Annotated in this window: 12 protein-coding genes and 3 pseudogenes; 11 read left to right on the plus strand and 4 right to left on the minus strand. The window is 61.9% G+C overall.

Annotation, left to right across the window (positions count from 1 at the left end; genetic code table 11):
- Positions 1-92: 92 nt before the first annotated feature.
- Entirely contained in the window at positions 93-746 is a 654-nt protein-coding gene (locus tag ACFQAU_RS09420) for a YggS family pyridoxal phosphate-dependent enzyme (protein WP_132444117.1), read from the plus strand.
- Here ACFQAU_RS09420 and ACFQAU_RS09425 read toward each other — a convergent pair.
- On the minus strand, positions 736-1230 hold the full coding sequence (locus ACFQAU_RS09425) for a L,D-transpeptidase family protein (protein WP_132444118.1): 495 nt from the start codon (positions 1228-1230) through the stop codon (positions 736-738). The two genes, ACFQAU_RS09420 and ACFQAU_RS09425, sit on opposite strands and share 11 nt — an antisense overlap.
- Positions 1227-2318 (minus strand): GTP cyclohydrolase II, encoded by a 1092-nt coding sequence (gene ribA, locus ACFQAU_RS09430; RefSeq protein ID WP_132444119.1) that lies wholly within the window; start codon positions 2316-2318, stop codon positions 1227-1229. The genes ACFQAU_RS09425 and ribA overlap by 4 nt, the downstream gene beginning before the upstream one ends.
- Positions 2319-2480: 162 nt before the next feature.
- Here ribA and ACFQAU_RS09435 point away from each other — a divergent pair, with 162 nt between their 5' ends.
- From ACFQAU_RS09435 to ACFQAU_RS09455, 5 genes and pseudogenes are all read left to right on the plus strand, one after another.
- The gene (locus ACFQAU_RS09435; RefSeq protein ID WP_067261731.1) at positions 2481-3167 is read left to right on the plus strand and encodes a response regulator transcription factor; all 687 of its coding nucleotides are present in this window, start codon (positions 2481-2483) and stop codon (positions 3165-3167) included.
- Positions 3168-3645: 478 nt separating this feature from the next.
- A complete protein-coding gene (locus ACFQAU_RS09440) occupies positions 3646-4434 on the plus strand; it encodes an exodeoxyribonuclease III (RefSeq protein WP_132444120.1) in 789 nt (262 codons plus the stop codon).
- Between the two features lie 54 nt (positions 4435-4488).
- Positions 4489-5407 (plus strand): annotated as a pseudogene (trxA, locus tag ACFQAU_RS09445) (thioredoxin).
- 27 nt (positions 5408-5434) lie between these two features.
- Positions 5435-6079 (plus strand): LON peptidase substrate-binding domain-containing protein, encoded by a 645-nt coding sequence (locus ACFQAU_RS09450; protein ID WP_067624388.1) that lies wholly within the window; start codon positions 5435-5437, stop codon positions 6077-6079.
- On the plus strand, positions 6076-6258 hold the full coding sequence (locus ACFQAU_RS09455) for a Trm112 family protein (RefSeq protein WP_132444122.1): 183 nt from the start codon (positions 6076-6078) through the stop codon (positions 6256-6258). The genes ACFQAU_RS09450 and ACFQAU_RS09455 overlap by 4 nt, the downstream gene beginning before the upstream one ends.
- 10 nt (positions 6259-6268) lie before the next feature.
- On the opposite strand, the pseudogene ACFQAU_RS09460 reads toward ACFQAU_RS09455, so the two are convergent.
- Positions 6269-7530, minus strand: a pseudogene (locus ACFQAU_RS09460) (FAD-dependent monooxygenase).
- Between the two features lie 49 nt (positions 7531-7579).
- Here ACFQAU_RS09460 and ACFQAU_RS09465 point away from each other — a divergent pair.
- The 4 genes and pseudogenes from ACFQAU_RS09465 (at position 7580) to ACFQAU_RS09480 (ending at position 13926) form a co-directional block, all read left to right on the plus strand.
- Positions 7580-8913 (plus strand): annotated as a pseudogene (locus ACFQAU_RS09465) (amidase).
- A 120-nt stretch (positions 8914-9033) separates the two neighbouring features.
- Positions 9034-10218, plus strand: a complete 1185-nt coding sequence (locus ACFQAU_RS09470; protein WP_132444124.1) for an aminotransferase class I/II-fold pyridoxal phosphate-dependent enzyme — start codon at positions 9034-9036, stop codon at positions 10216-10218.
- A 12-nt stretch (positions 10219-10230) separates the two neighbouring features.
- Positions 10231-13146, plus strand: a complete 2916-nt coding sequence (locus tag ACFQAU_RS09475; RefSeq protein WP_132444125.1) for a DNA translocase FtsK — start codon at positions 10231-10233, stop codon at positions 13144-13146.
- A 333-nt stretch (positions 13147-13479) separates the two neighbouring features.
- Positions 13480-13926: a LolA family protein gene (locus ACFQAU_RS09480; protein ID WP_386283860.1), complete on the plus strand. Its 447-nt coding sequence runs from the start codon at positions 13480-13482 to the stop codon at positions 13924-13926.
- 68 nt (positions 13927-13994) lie between these two features.
- On the opposite strand, the gene ACFQAU_RS09485 is transcribed toward ACFQAU_RS09480, so the two are convergent.
- Positions 13995-14585, minus strand: a complete 591-nt coding sequence (locus ACFQAU_RS09485) for a transglycosylase SLT domain-containing protein (RefSeq protein ID WP_067631275.1) — start codon at positions 14583-14585, stop codon at positions 13995-13997.
- Positions 14586-14891: 306 nt separating this feature from the next.
- On the opposite strand from ACFQAU_RS09485, the gene hspQ reads away from it, so the two are divergent.
- A complete protein-coding gene (gene hspQ / locus ACFQAU_RS09490; RefSeq protein ID WP_132444127.1) occupies positions 14892-15218 on the plus strand; it encodes a heat shock protein HspQ in 327 nt (108 codons plus the stop codon).
- Positions 15219-15228 lie beyond the last annotated feature (10 nt).

Raw genomic sequence — 15228 nt, forward strand, 5'->3', positions numbered from 1 at the left:
CATACTCTGAATATTGGGGCAGGCCTTTCGGTCTGCCCCTTTTCTTTACTCAAGGCTGTTGTTTTCTGCGCGCCTGAAATGGAGGGCCGAAAATGAGTCTGAGCGACATCCAAAACCGCATCACGAAAGCCGAAGCCGATGCAGGCCGCGCGGCGGGGTCGGTCACCTTGATCGCCGTCAGCAAGGTTCAGCCCGATGCGCGTGTGCGTGCGGTCTTGGAAGAGGGGCACCGCTCTTTCGGCGAGAACCGCGTGCAAGAGGCGGCGGGCAAATGGCCCGGCTTCCGCGAAGAATTCGACGGCATCGACCTGCACATCATCGGCCCCTTGCAAAGCAACAAAGTCCGTCAGGCGATGGAACTGGCAGAGGCGATCCACACGGTCGACCGGCCCAAACTGGCCAAGACCATCGCGCGTCTGGCGCAGGAAATGGGCCGCTGTCCCGATCTGTTCATTCAGGTCAACACCGGCGAAGAAGATCAGAAGGCCGGGGTGATGCCCCGTGAGGCGGATGATTTCATTGCCGAATGCCGTGCGCTGGACCTGCCGGTCAAGGGGCTGATGTGCATCCCCCCGGTGGATGAGGCCCCATCGCTGCATTTCGCCCTGCTGGCCAAGATTGCCGCGCGCAACGATCTAAGCGGCCTGTCGATGGGCATGAGCGGTGACTTTGAGCAGGCCATCGCGCTTGGTGCTACCCATGTGCGCGTCGGCTCTGCCATCTTTGGCGAGCGGGTTAGCGAATAATCAGCCGCGTCGCCGGGCCGACACGGGCCGCGATCTCATGAAGATCGTCCCGCGCAAAGGCGATGCAGCCCTCGGTCGGGTAGCCGGGCCGCCGCCACTGGTGAATAAAGATCGCGGAGCCGCGCCCGGCCTCGGCCTCTGGCCAGTTCCAATCGGTCAGGATCACCAGATCATAGAGCGGATCGGCGCGGCGCAGCGCCTCGTGGCTATGGGGGTAGGGGACATGGACGCGGTGGTTGTAGTCAGGCTGGCCGCTGGCGTCCGACCACAGATCACCGGTCCCGATCGGCTGCGCCCAAGCGCTTGGGGCCGGGATGCGGTCAGGCCGGTAGAGCATGCCGACCAAGCGATGGACCCCGCGCGGCGTGGCACCATCGCCTTCGCGCTTGTCATGGGTCAGACCGCCCTTGCCGATGCTGCAGGCATAGCGCCGCCCCTGAAACCGCAGCCCCGTCGGGGTCAAAACCATATCGTTCGGGGTCACAGCAGATGCCCAGACTTCGCGGCTTTGGTGGCCAGATAGGCGCTGTTATGGCGGTTCTCGCCCACGGCCAGCGGGACGCGCTCGGTCACCGCAATGCCGCTTTGCTTCATCATCCCGACCTTGCGGGGGTTGTTGGTTAGCAGCCGCACGGCGGAGAAGCCCATGGAGCGCAGAATGTCGGCCCCGAGGCGGAAGTCGCGCTCATCATCCTCAAACCCCAGCCGGTGATTGGCCTCAACCGTGTCGAAACCCTGATCCTGCAAGGAATAGGCGCGCATCTTATTGGCAAGGCCGATGCCGCGCCCCTCTTGGTTGAGGTAAAGCAGCACGCCATTGCCCTCACCGCCCATCTGCGCCAATGCAGCCCGAAGCTGCGGGCCGCAGTCGCATTTTAGGCTGCCCATCAGATCGCCAGTAAAACAGGCCGAATGCAGCCGGCAGAGGACGGGCGTGTTGCGGGCAGGGCGGCCAATCTCGATGGCGTAATGCTCTTCGCCACCGTCCTCAGGGCGGAAGATATGCAGACGCCCGGCCTCGGACACCTCCATCGGCAGGCGGGCGTTGACCACCGGGTGCAGGGCGCTGCGACGGGCGAGGATGGGGGCGGCGGCGGTGAGATCGATCAGGGTCAACCCATGCAGTCGCGCGAAGTCAGCGCCCTGCGGCAGGTCCAGCACCAATGCGGCGGGGAGCATCCGCGCGGCCTTTACCAGATCAAGCGCGGCGCTGTGGGCGGCCGTATCCCCGCCCCGCGCGGTCTGCAGGGGCCCTTTCATCGGGGCGCGCAGGTCATCCGCCGGGTCGGCGATGCTTTGCACCCAAGCGGGCGTTGCACCGGGGGGCAGCAGCACGCGCGCGAGATTGCCATCATAGGCGCGCGCCTTAAGCGTTTCCGCCCGCCGCGCCGTGATTGCCAACACCGGCGCACCGCCCAAGGCCAGCACATCCGCAAGGCGCTGCGCGGTCAGCGTTTCCGCCGCCAGCACAAGCGCGGCCTGCGCCCCACCGGCCAAAACCACGGGCACGCCCATGCGTAAATCGGCCCGCGCACGCGCCAGTTGTTCGGTGATGTCCGGGGCGAAACTCATGGTTTGTTGCAACTCCGCAAAGGCTTCAGCGTTTATCTAAGTTATTTCCCAAGGAATTGAAACATTTCACGCTTTGTTGACACGAGGCTGTGAGACAGAGGTCACATACCTTGTCGGAGCCCGTGCCGAAGCGCATGTATAAGGCAACAGACGGAGAGATAGATGGCCCAGCTTAAGAAAATCCTGCTCGTTGACGATGACGATGACCTGCGCGAAGCGCTGAGCGAACAGCTTATCATGACCGAGGATTTCGATGTGTTCGAGGCCGCCAACGGCACCGAGGCGATGACCAAGGCGAAAGAGGCGCTCTATGATCTTATCATCCTCGACGTGGGTCTGCCCGATACCGATGGCCGTGAGCTTTGCCGTCTGATGCGCAAACAGGGGGTGAAAAGCCCGATCCTGATGCTGACCGGTCATGACACCGATGCCGATACCATCCTCGGCCTTGATGCGGGGGCGAATGACTATGTCACCAAACCGTTCAAATTCCCCGTCCTTCTGGCCCGTATCCGTGCGCAGCTCCGCCAGCACGAGCAGTCCGAAGATGCGGTGTTCCAGCTTGGACCCTATACGTTCAAACCCGCGATGAAGGTTCTGACCACGGAGGACGACCGCAAGGTGCGTCTGACCGAGAAAGAGACCAATATCCTCAAGTTCCTCTACCGCTCCAACGATGGTGTGGTGCCGCGCGATGTGTTGCTGCATGAGGTCTGGGGCTACAATGCGGGCGTCACGACCCACACGCTTGAAACCCATATTTACCGCCTGCGGCAGAAGATCGAGCCTGACCCTTCGAATGCCCGCTTGCTGGTGACTGAATCCGGTGGTTATCGCCTGATGGCATAAAAACCGGGAACCATTTCCAACCTCGTTTGGTTGGAAACCCTGAGAGGCGGGGTTTTCATGACCCGCCACTCGGTTTGAAGCCCGACTTTTGTACCCGGGTAAAGGTACATACCTCCCTGTTGGACTGGCCGGGCCATAGTGCCCGGCCTTTTTTTGTCCGGGGCGGGGTTGAGATCGTCACTCCGGCCCGGAGACACGCCGCAGGCGCCGGGCCATCGCCTGCCCGCCCGTCACGCCAAAGGCGTGCCGTATCATTCTGAGCGCACCTCCGGTGCGACCGGATAGGCGATTTAGAGAGGCTGGGCGCGACCTTCAGAACCCACATCAAGGCCGCACCATAAAGTGGCAACAAGCGGCCTTGGGTCGCCGACTCGCGGGCAGGCGATGGCCCTTACCGCAAGGAACCCCATTTCCGCATGGCACCGCCGCGCCACCCGCGTTATTGTGCCGACCTACCCCCAGACCGGAGCCTGCCCCCATGTCCTTTTCTCTCGCCACTTGGAACATCAACTCTGTCCGTCTGCGCGAGCCTTTGGTGCTGAAGCTGCTGGCCGAACACGGGCCGGATGTGCTCTGCCTTCAAGAATGCAAAAGCCCGGTCGACAAGATCCCGGTCGAGGCGTTCAAGGCGGCGGGATACACCCATATGGTTGCGCGTGGGCAGAAGGGCTACAACGGTGTGGCGATCCTGTCGAAGCTGCCCTTGGTGGATGCGGGCGATCAGGATTTCGCCATGTTGGGCCACGCCCGCCATGTGGCGGCCAAGCTGGAAAACGGCACCACGATTCACAATTTCTACGTCCCCGCAGGCGGCGACAAACCCAACCGCGAGATCAATGAGAAGTTTGGCCAGAAACTCGATTACCTCTCGGAAATGCGCGACTGGTTCCACGGCGACAAACCCGAGAAGTCGATCCTTGTGGGCGACTTGAACATCGCCCCGCGTGAGGATGATGTCTGGGACCACAAAAAGCTGTTGAAGATCGTCAGCCACACGCCCGTCGAGGTCGAAGCGCTTGGCGCGGTGCAGGATGCGGGCAATTGGGTCGATATCACCCGCCAAGATGTGCCCGCGGGCAATCTCTATAGCTGGTGGTCCTACCGCGCTGCCGATTGGGATGCCGCCGACAAGGGTCGCAGGCTCGATCATATCTGGGCCACATCGGATATCGCGCAGGCCGGGCACTCCAGCCATATCGTCCGCGATGCGCGCGGTTGGGAGAAACCCAGCGACCACGCGCCGGTTTTTGCCAGTTTTGACCTTTGAATCGCGTCCCCGCACGTCCATATAAGGCCAAACGCGATTAGCGAGGATAACAGCATGACCGACCTGAACCTTTCCACCGCCGCCCCTGCGGATGCCGACCTGATCAAGGACACGACCGAGGCGACCTTCATGGCTGACGTGGTCGATGCCTCGCAAACGGTGCCGGTCATCGTTGATTTCTGGGCGCCGTGGTGCGGCCCCTGCAAGACGCTTGGCCCGATGTTGGAGGACGCCGTGCGCGCGGCCAAGGGCGCGGTGAAGATGGTGAAGGTCAATGTCGATGAGGCCCAGAACATTGCGGGCCAATTGCAGATCCAATCGATCCCCACGGTCTATGCCTTTTTCAAAGGCCAGCCGGTCGACGGTTTCCAAGGCGCGCTGCCGCAGTCCGAGATCAAGGCTTTCGTCGACCGCGTGGTAAAGGCGGGGGCGGCGAAGCCCCGGTGATACGCTGGCCGATGCCGTCGCCGCCGCCGAAGAGATGCTGGCCGAGGGGGCTGCTGCCGATGCGGCGCAGACCTTTGCCGCAATTCTGGAAGAAGACCCGGTGAACGCGCCTGCCTATGGCGGGATGGTCCGGTCCCATATCGCGATGGGCGAGTTGGAGCAGGCCGAAGCCCTGTTGAACGGCGCGCCGATTGAGATCTCCAAGGCCCCCGAGCTTGAAGCCGCCCATGCCCAATTGCAACTGGCGCATCAGGCCGCCGATGCCGGCCCCGTGGCCGAGTTGACCGAGAAGGTAGAGGCGAACCCCGACGATCATCAGGCGCGGTTCGATCTGGCCCAAGCGCTTTACGCGCATGACGATGCCGAGGCCGCTGTCGATCATCTGCTGGAGCTTTTCCGCCGCGACAGAGAGTGGAACGAGGGCGCCGCCAAGACGCAGCTTTTCACTATCTTCGAAGCGCTGAAACCCAATGATCCGGTGGTGCTGAGCGGGCGTCGTAAACTGTCGTCAATGATATTTGCCTGAGGAGACGGGCGCGCTAAGTCCCTTGTCATGATCAAGCCCGCAGAACTGCCCAAGACTATTGCGATCTTTCCGTTGGCAGGGGCGCTGCTGCTGCCCCGCTCGCGCCTGCCGCTGCATATCTTCGAGCCGCGTTACCTTCAGATGATCGAAGACGCGCTCAAGACTGACACGCGGTTGATTGGCATGGTCCAGCCCAACGAGATGCCCGGCCGCGACGGCAACGGGCTGCACCAGATCGGCTGCGCGGGCCGCATCACCCAGTTTTCCGAGACCGAGGATGGCCGTTATATGGTGACTCTTGGCGGCGTCTCGCGCTTTCGCGTGGTGGAAGAGATTGAAGGCTTTTCCCCCTATCGCCGCTGCGATGTGAACTGGGCGGGCTTTGACCGTGACTTGGGCGAGGATGAGGTCGACGACAGTTTCGACCGGGTGCGGTTTCTTGATCTCTTGGGGCGGTATTTCGACACCCGCGGCCTCTCGGCTGATTGGGACACGTTGAAAGATGCCGAGGATGAGCTGCTGATAAACTCCCTGTCGATGATGTTGGAGTTTGAAGCCGAGGACAAACAGGCGTTGCTAGAGGCGCCTTCGCTGGAAACCCGGCGCGAGACATTGGTGACATTGATCGAATTCGCGATGCGCGGCGGTCAGGAAGAGGGCTTGATGCAATGACGGATGCCACCGTTCAATTCGACCGCCGGATGCTGGAGGCATTGATCTGCCCGCGCACCCAAACCACGCTGACCTATGACGCGGAAAAGCAAGAGCTGGTGTCGAAAGCTGCCGGGCTGTCCTATCCGATCCGCAATGGCATTCCGGTGATGCTGCCGGACGAAGCGCGGACGCTGTAACTGGACCCCGCTAAAGGGGCTTTCCACGCATCAATCGGGGCAAGTCGCCCGTCAGCCCCGCCGCTTCGCGGATGAAGGTCCGGCGCAGGCCGGGCAGGGCGTTGATCGCGGCCATGCCCATGTCGCGGGCCAAGCGCAAAAGTGCATTGTCGTTCGAAAACAGCCGGTTGAAGCTGTCGGTCGCCAGCGCAAGGCTGGCATTGTCGAACCGTCGCCATTCCTGATAGCGCGCCAGTACCGCGTCGTTTCCGGGGTCTTCGCCCCGTCGCACCGCATCGGCAATCACCTCGGCCAAGGCCGCCACATCGCGCAGACCTGCGTTCAATCCCTGACCTGCAATGGGGTGGACCCCATGCGCAGCATCCCCAAAAGCGCCACACGCGGGGCGGTCATGGAATGCGCAAGTGATAGGCCAAGTGGATAGCTGTAGCGCGGGCCGGTCAGAGAAATCTCACCCAGAAAGCTGCCAAAACGCGGGCGAAGGACGTCGAGATATTGCGCGTTTGGCAGGGCGTTGATCGCGGCGGCATTGGCTTTGGCTTCGCTCCAGACGATGAGCGAGCGGTTACCCGTCAACGGCAGGATTGCCAGCGGGCCGGGCGGCATGAAGAACTGATGCGCGATGCCGTGGTGGGGTTTCTCGTGGTTGACCACACAGACCAATGCGGTTTGTGCATAGGACCATGCGATGCGCTTGATCCCGGCGCGTTCGGCGGTGCCGCTGCCGCGCCCATCGGCCCCGACTGCCAGTCGCGCGCGCAGGGTCTTGCCACCCTCCAGCGTCAGGGTGATGCCTGTCGGCTCTACCGTTTGATCGGTGACGCGGGTGTCGTTCAACATGGTGATCGCCGGATCGGCCGCAACGGCCTTTAGCAAGGCGCGGCGCAGGTGGCGGTCTTCGACCATATGGCCCATCGGGCCGTCTTCGATCTCGGCATGGTCGAAATGCATGAACATGGGCGAGGGGCCGGTTCCGGCGCGCCCATCGGTGACCTTGATCTCAAGCATCGGCTGGGCGTCGCCGGCGATCTCGGGCCAGATGCCGATGCCTTCCATCAACCTGACCGAGGTCAGCGCCAGCGCATAGGCGCGGCCATCGAAGTCGGCATTCTCAAATGTCTGCGCGGGCAGGGCGTCAATCACCGCCACGCGCAAACCCGCGCGGCTGAGGGCCAGAGCAAGGGCAGGGCCGTTCAGCCCGCCGCCGATGATCGCGATATCGTGGTCAAAATCCATGGCCCTAGATATGACCTGCGCGCAGGGATTGTCCATGCGCCGAACGGTCGCTAGGTTCGCCACGAACATCGGCAAGGGGTACGACATGCGGGAATGGTTGGAAATGACGGCAGCGGATCTGGGGCGCGGAATCGCGGCGGGCGATATCGACCCCGTGGCGCTTTGCGATACCTTTCTTGATGCCATCGACGCACATCCGATGCGCGACCGTATCTATGCCCGCGTCACCCCCGAGCGCGCCCGCGCCGAAGCGGCGGCGGCGGCAGAGCGCGGCCGCGACGGCCAGCGCCTGTCGCCCCTCGATGGTGTGCCGATCTCTTGGAAAGACCTTTTTGACACCGCGGGCACGGCGACGGAGGCGGGGACCAAGCTGCTCGAAGGCCGCGTGCCGGAAAGCGACGCCGAAGTCCTCGCCAATGCCACGGCCATGGGGCTGGTCTGTTTGGGTAAGACCCATATGAGCGAATTGGCTTTTTCGGGCCTTGGTCATAACCCCAGCACTGCGACACCGCCTTGTGTCAACGAGCCTGACAGTGTGTCGGGCGGGTCGTCCTCCGGGGCGGCGGCTTCGGTTGCCTTTGGCCTGGCGGCGGCGGCGATTGGCTCCGATACGGGCGGGTCAGTGCGTATCCCGGCGGCGTGGAACGATCTGGTGGGGCTGAAAACCACAGCGGGCCGTGTCTCTCTGGCCGGGACGGTGCCGCTGGCGGCGAAGTTCGATACGGTCGGCCCGCTTTGCCGATCTGTCGAAGATGCAGCGCTGCTGCTGAGCGTTTTAGAAGGTGCCAAATCTCCCGATTTGCACGAAAGCGATCTCGAAGGTTGTCGTTTTGCGGTGTTGACCAACGTTGTGATGGAAGAGCTTTCCGAAGAGCCAAAGGCGGCTTTCAACGCGGCAGTGGAGCGGTTGCGAGACGCAGGTGCTACTGTCGATGAAATCGCCGTGCCCGAGGTCGAAGAGGCGATGCCGCTGAGTTCTTGTCTCTACACCACCGAAGCCTACGGGTTGTGGCGCGATGTGATCGAGGCCGATCCCGAGGCCATGTTCACTGAAATTTTTGAGCGTTTTCGGTTGGGTAAGGGGTTCTCTGGCCCTGATTACGTCGCCGCTTGGGCCAAGCTTGATCTGGCGCGGGCGGGCTATGACCGGGCCGTGGCGGGCTATGACGCGGTGCTGGTGCCGACCGCGCCGATGCTGCCGCCGAACATCGAGCGGCTGAACAGCGATCACGACTATTACCTCGCGCAGAATCTCCTTTCGCTGCGCAACACGCGAGTCGCGATCTCATGGGGCTCTGCGCGCTTACGTTGCCAACCGGAGCGCCGTCCTGCGGCATCTCTTTGATGTCCGCCCCCAACGCAGAAGAGCAGCTTTTGCGCCTTGGTGCAGCGGCTGAAGCGGCCCTGCGCGAGGCATAACAGCGCACGACCGAAAAGCCACAAGGGCCGCAAATCTCCCGGTTTTTCTGGACGGGAGAGGCGGCCTTGGGTACCTTGGGGCAAACGGGGCGCAAATGATCCCGATCCGAGGCAGTTTTGATGATGTATTCCGAGCGGTTTTCGAACCTTCCGGCCCACGTGTGGCCGCGCCTGCGTGCCTTGCTTGATGGGCATGAGGGCGGCGGTACGCCTATCCATATGACCATTGGCGAGCCGAAACATGCTTTCCCGGCTTGGGTCACGGATGAGATCACGAAACACGCCGAAGGTTTCAACAGATACCCGCCAAACGACGGCTCGCCCGAATTGCGCGCGGCCATCGCCGCATGGATCGCGCGGCGCTATGGTGTTGAGATGGACCCCGACAATGAAGTGATGGCGCTGAACGGCACGCGCGAGGGGCTATACAATGCCGTCATAGCGCTTTGCCCCGCGACGAAGAATGGGGAGAAATCGGCCATCCTGATGCCGAACCCGTTCTACCAAGTTTATATGATCGGCGCGATTTCCGGAGAAGCAGAGCCCATCATGGTGCCCGCCACGGCGGAGACGGGCCATCTGCCCGATTTCGCCAGCCTGCCCGAAGAGGTGCTGCGCCGCACCACGGCGGCCTATCTTTGCTCGCCCGCCAACCCGCAGGGCGTTGTCGCCTCGCGCGATTATTGGGCCGAACTGATCGCGCTGGCCGAGAAATATGATTTCCTGATCTTCGCCGATGAATGCTATTCCGAGATCTACCGCGACACGCCCCCCACCGGCGCGCTGGAGGTGGTTAAGGAACTCGGCACCGACCGCAACCGGGTGGTGATCTTTCACTCGCTGTCGAAACGCTCCAACCTGCCGGGGCTGCGTTCGGGCTTTGCCGCCAGCGGGGCAGAGACGATGCGCGAGATCAAGCAGCTGCGCAACTACGCGGGCGCGCCATTGCCGCTGCCCTTGCAACAGGCCGCTGCCGCTGTTTGGGCGGATGAGGCGCATGTGGAAGAGAACCGCGCGCTCTACCAAGAGAAATACGCCATCGCCGACCGGATCTTTGGCAATGTGCCGGGCTATGCGAGCCCCGAGGCGGGGTTCTTCTTGTGGCTCCCGGTCGAGGATGACGAGGCCGCAGCGCTGAAACTGTGGCGCGAGACAGGCGTGCGGGTGCTGCCCGGCAGCTATCTGGCGCAGAACGTAGACGGGGTTAATCCCGGTCAGAATTACATTCGGGTCGCCTTGGTGGCCCCAAAAGACGAAACGACGCGCGGGTTGGAAGCGATCCGCGACTGTCTGTATTCGACATAAGCGAGGGACGACATGGCATATCAGACACGGGGACGCGATCCATTGCTAGACAGCAACATGGCCGAGGCAATCGAAAAGCGCGGTCGTGAACTGCTGGGGCTGGCGCTGATCATGCTGGGCATTATGGCCGCCATGATGATCGGCAGCTATACGCCCGACGATCCCAACTGGATGGTCTCGACGGATGCGCCGGTGCAGAACTGGATGGGCCGGATCGGTGCCTCCATCGCTGCACCGTTGTTCATGATCGTTGGCTGGGGCGCTTGGGGCATTGCCATTGTCCTGCTGTTCTGGGGCGGGCGTTTCGCGCTGCATCAGGGCGATGACCGCGCCCTCGGGCGTCTGATCTTTGCCCCTATCGCCGTGGCGCTTGGGGCCATCTATGCCGCGACGCTGGCCCCCGGTCAGGAATGGCTGCTGACCCATAGCTTCGGTCTGGGCGGGCTTTTTGGCGATACCGTCATGGGCGCGCTGCTGACGATCCTGCCCATCGGCTCGACCCTGACGGTCAAGCTGATGTCGCTTTTGATGGGCGTGGCAATCGTGGCTCTTGGTGCCTTTGTACTGGGTTTCACCAAGGCTGAGTTGTTGCGCATCGCGCGGTTCCTGCTGGTCGGTCTGATCATGGCCTATGCCGGGTTGATGACCCTTCTGGGCCGTGGCGCCAGCGGTGCCGTTGTGGCCGCGCAGAACCTGTCGGCCCGTCAGGCCGAACGCCGCGAGCGTCGCCGTCAGGAGGCTGAGGAAGCCGAGACTTGGGCCGCACAGGACGCAAGTCAGGATTACTACGCGCAGCAAGCCCCCATGGCCGAGCCGGAAGCAGAGCCGCGCAGCCTGTTTGGCCGCATGCCCGGTCTTATCAAACGCCCCGAAGCGGACGATATGCCCGAGCCGGAACTGATCGAGACCTACAGCGACGCCATCGTGGATGAGACACCGGGCGAGGAGCGCATCAAGAGCAAGATCGCCGATGTCATCAAGAACCGCGTCCGCAATGCCAATGCGATCCACACGCCCACAACCGCCCCGCTGACCAAAGGCCGGGGCCGTGGACCGGACCCGCTGTTGCTGAACACCAGCCAGCCCGCCACCCTGCGCGCCGAGCCGCCTTTGACCGCCGGCGCCGCGACCTTGCGCCCCGAGCCGCTGCTGCGTAGGCCGCAGGTTCAGCCTGAGCCCACACCGGCACCGATGCACGAAGAGCGGGTGATGCAAGAGTCGATGGTTCAGGGCTACGAGGATACAGTGGCCTCTGAAACCCTACCTTTGCAGCAAGCGCCTGCACCCGAAACGATGAAAATCCCCGTGGCCGAGCCGCGCAAAGTGGTGCAGCAGCCGACCCGCAAGGCCGTCCAACCCTCGAAACAGGCGCAGGTCGAGGCGCAGCCCACCCTGACCTTTGACGACACGCACCCCGGTTTCGAATTGCCGCCGCTCAGCCTTTTGGAAAGCCCCGAAGGCGTGCAGCGTTTGCACCTGAGCGATGAGGCGCTGGAAGAAAACGCGCGCATGCTGGAAACCGTTCTGGATGATTATGGCGTCAAGGGCGAGATCGTCGCCGTGCGCCCCGGCCCCGTCGTCACCATGTATGAGCTTGAGCCTGCGCCGGGTCTCAAGGCCAGCCGCGTCATCGGTCTTGCGGATGACATCGCGCGCTCCATGGCCGCGCTGTCGGCGCGTGTCTCGACCGTACCGGGCCGCAGCGTGATCGGGATCGAACTGCCGAATGAACACCGCGAGAAGGTGATCCTGCGCGAAATCCTGTCGAGTCGTGATTTCGGCGACGGCAACCAGCGCCTGCCGCTGGCGCTTGGTAAGGACATTGGCGGTGATCCGGTTGTCGCCAACCTTGCGAAAATGCCGCACCTGTTGATCGCGGGGACCACCGGTTCGGGTAAATCGGTGGCGATCAACACGATGATCCTGTCGCTGCTGTACAAGCTGACGCCGCAGGAATGCCGGATGATCATGATCGACCCCAAGATGCTGGAACTGTCGGTCTATGACGGCATCCCTCACCTGCTGTCCCCCGTTGTGACCGACCCGAAAAAGGCCGTTGTCGCGCTGAAATGGACCGTCGGAGAGATGGAAGAGCGCTATCGCAAGATGTCCAAAATGGGCGTGCGGAACATCGAAGGCTACAACGGTCGCGTCCGCGAAGCGCTGGCCAAGGGCGAGATGTTCTCTCGCACTGTGCAAACCGGCTTTGACGAAGATACCGGCGAGCCGATCTTTGAGACCGAGGAAAATACCCCCGAGGCGCTGCCCTATATCGTCGTTATCGTAGACGAGATGGCCGACCTGATGATGGTCGCGGGCAAGGAAATCGAAGCCTGCATTCAGCGTCTGGCGCAGATGGCGCGGGCATCGGGTATCCACCTGATCATGGCGACGCAGCGCCCCTCGGTCGATGTTATCACCGGCACGATCAAGGCAAACTTCCCCACGCGGATTTCCTTCCAAGTGACCTCGAAAATCGACAGTCGCACGATCTTGGGTGAAATGGGTGCCGAGCAGCTGCTGGGCATGGGCGACATGCTCTATATGGCCGGCGGGGCCAAGATCACCCGTTGCCACGGCCCCTTCGTCAGCGACGAAGAGGTCGAAGAGATCGTCAACCACCTCAAGCAATTCGGTGAGCCCGACTATGTCGGTGGCGTGGTTGAAGGGCCGTCCGAGGATAAAGAAAGCAACATCGACGCGGTGCTGGGCCTTGGCGGCAATACCGATGGTGAAGACGCGCTTTATGACACCGCCGTTCAGGTGGTCATCAAAGACCGCAAATGCTCGACTTCTTACATCCAGCGCAAACTGGCGATCGGCTATAACAAGGCCGCGCGTTTGGTGGAGCAGATGGAGGAAGAGGGGCTCGTGTCTCCGGCCAACCATGTTGGCAAGCGCGAGATTCTGGTGCCGGAACAGGCATAGGCTACGCGCCCCCTCCCCTCTCGGGGGCGGTCATAAAGAAAACACCGCCGGGCCTCCCTCCCGGCGGTGTTTTTTTATGGGGCAGAGGCCGCGATAGCGAAAAACCGCCCCCTGATATCGAATATCACGCCCACCCGCCCTATGTCAGAACGTGAGGCAACACAGGACGAACAACATGCGTAAACTTACTTCTGCTATTCTGGCGGTTGGTCTGGCCGTATCGGCCCCCTCGCGGCGGCGGCACAGCAACTGTCGCTGAACGAGATCTCGGGCTATCTGAACCAGCTTCGCACCGCCAAGGGCGACTTCACCCAGATCAACGATGATGGGTCGATCAGCACGGGCACGATCTATATCAAACGCCCCGGTAAGGTACGTTTCGAATATAACGCCCCTGATTCCGGTCTGGTCGTCGCGGGTGCCAATACGGTTGTGATCTATGACAAGAAATCCAACCAACCGGCAGAGACTTACCCGTTGGCGCGCACCCCGCTGTCGATCATCTTGGCGGAAAACGTCAATCTGGGCCGCGCCAAAATGGTGACCGGTCACAGCTATGACGGCACCGCCACCACGGTCACGGCCCAAGACCCCGCCAACCCGCAATATGGCAACATCCAGATGAAGTTCACCGGCAACCCGGTGCAGCTGCGTCAGTGGATCATCAACGACGGCAATGGCAGTGCCACGACCGTTGTGCTGGGTGACATGCAGGTGGGGGGCAATATCTCCAACAGCCTGTTTGACACCGCAGGCGCACGGGCAGGCAGCAAACGCTAAGCGGCCCTGCTGAACAAAAAAGCCCCGGCTGATCCAGCCGGGGCGTTTTGCATTGGATTAGATCGTTTTTACCAGCGGCCCAAACGGCAGCCGGCGATCTGTCTTTCATACAGTTTGGCGCGGGAATCGACCTTGCCCGCGACCCCGACCAGCCAAGCCTTGCTGTTGTAGCTCTGCCGGGAAAAACCCGTGTGCCCCTCGTGATAGGCGAGGTATTGGTTGCGGGCGTCATGCAGAGACACGCCGTTCCGGTCGCGCGTCAGGTTCATGTACCAACCCATGAAATCGCTCGCGTCGCGGATCTCATCGCGTTTCGCACGCCAGCGGCCTTCGGATTCCAGATATTCATCCCATGTCGCGTCCAAGGCCTGTGAATAGCCAAAGGCGCTGGACTGGCGGCCCATCGGGATCACGCCCAGCACGTATTTGAACGGCGTCCGCGCGTCAGCCACGAATTTGCTTTCTTGATGGATGGTGGCCATCTGCACGTGGATCGGTACACCCCATTTGCGCTCGGTCGCGCGGAATGCCCTCAGATAGTCGGGGTGCTCTTTCAGGATCGTGCAGGCGTTATCCAGATCACGCGGGGCCGTTTGAGGCCCGCCGCCGCAGGATGCCACCAGCAGTACGATCATCATTGCGCAAAAATGCTTGCTCATCTGCCTCTCGCCTCTCGTTTTTTGTTAGGGGACGTTTTTTCAAAGGACTTTAACCGATTCACCCCCTTCATCACATCACTAAATTGGGAAATTACGCGCCGCGTTGCGCGATATTGCGCTGACCGCGCAGCCCTGCGCAGGCGGTATTCCGCGAAATCCCGACAAACCTGTTGATCGCCCGCCCGGAGTGCTGCCGGAAACCCACTGTCGGTGCTGCGTTCACAGTCTGTTTCCCCGCGCGGGGCCGCCTTGATTGGACAAAAGCCCCTTGAAAGGGCTACCGTCGAGGGGTAGGGGCAGCATGTTATGATACGTACGCGCGCAAAATATCACCTCGGGCAAATCGTCCGTCACAAGAAGCATCCCTTTCGGGGTGTGATTTTTGACGTCGACCCGGAATTCGCAAATACCGAAGAATGGTATGAGGCGATCCCCGAAGAGAACCGTCCGGTAAAAGATCAGCCGTTCTATCATCTCTTGGCTGAGAACGACCAAAGCTACTATGTGGCCTATGTGTCTGAGCAGAACCTCGTGGCGGACTATTCGGGCGAGCCGGTGGACCACCCCGACATCCCCGATCTGTTTGGCCCCTTCACCGACGGTGCTTATCCGTTGCATTTCCAGCTGAACTAAGCCCGGCGGC

Source organism: Sulfitobacter profundi, from assembly GCF_042661425.1.
Classification (GTDB): domain Bacteria; phylum Pseudomonadota; class Alphaproteobacteria; order Rhodobacterales; family Rhodobacteraceae; genus Sulfitobacter; species Sulfitobacter profundi.

Bases quoted from the DNA above. Each gene is read 5' to 3' on its own strand.
- ACFQAU_RS09420 (WP_132444117.1), top strand. From the start codon at position 93: ATGAGTCTGAGCGACATCCAAAACCGCATCACGAAAGCCGAAGCCGAT.
- ribA (WP_132444119.1), bottom strand. From the start codon at position 2,318: ATGAGTTTCGCCCCGGACATCACCGAACAACTGGCGCGTGCGCGGGCC.
- ACFQAU_RS09435 (WP_067261731.1), top strand. From the start codon at position 2,481: ATGGCCCAGCTTAAGAAAATCCTGCTCGTTGACGATGACGATGACCTG.
- ACFQAU_RS09440 (WP_132444120.1), top strand. From the start codon at position 3,646: ATGTCCTTTTCTCTCGCCACTTGGAACATCAACTCTGTCCGTCTGCGC.
- ACFQAU_RS09450 (WP_067624388.1), top strand. From the start codon at position 5,435: ATGATCAAGCCCGCAGAACTGCCCAAGACTATTGCGATCTTTCCGTTG.
- ACFQAU_RS09455 (WP_132444122.1), top strand. From the start codon at position 6,076: ATGACGGATGCCACCGTTCAATTCGACCGCCGGATGCTGGAGGCATTG.
- ACFQAU_RS09470 (WP_132444124.1), top strand. From the start codon at position 9,034: ATGATGTATTCCGAGCGGTTTTCGAACCTTCCGGCCCACGTGTGGCCG.
- ACFQAU_RS09475 (WP_132444125.1), top strand. From the start codon at position 10,231: ATGGCATATCAGACACGGGGACGCGATCCATTGCTAGACAGCAACATG.
- ACFQAU_RS09485 (WP_067631275.1), bottom strand. From the start codon at position 14,585: ATGAGCAAGCATTTTTGCGCAATGATGATCGTACTGCTGGTGGCATCC.
- hspQ (WP_132444127.1), top strand. From the start codon at position 14,892: ATGATACGTACGCGCGCAAAATATCACCTCGGGCAAATCGTCCGTCAC.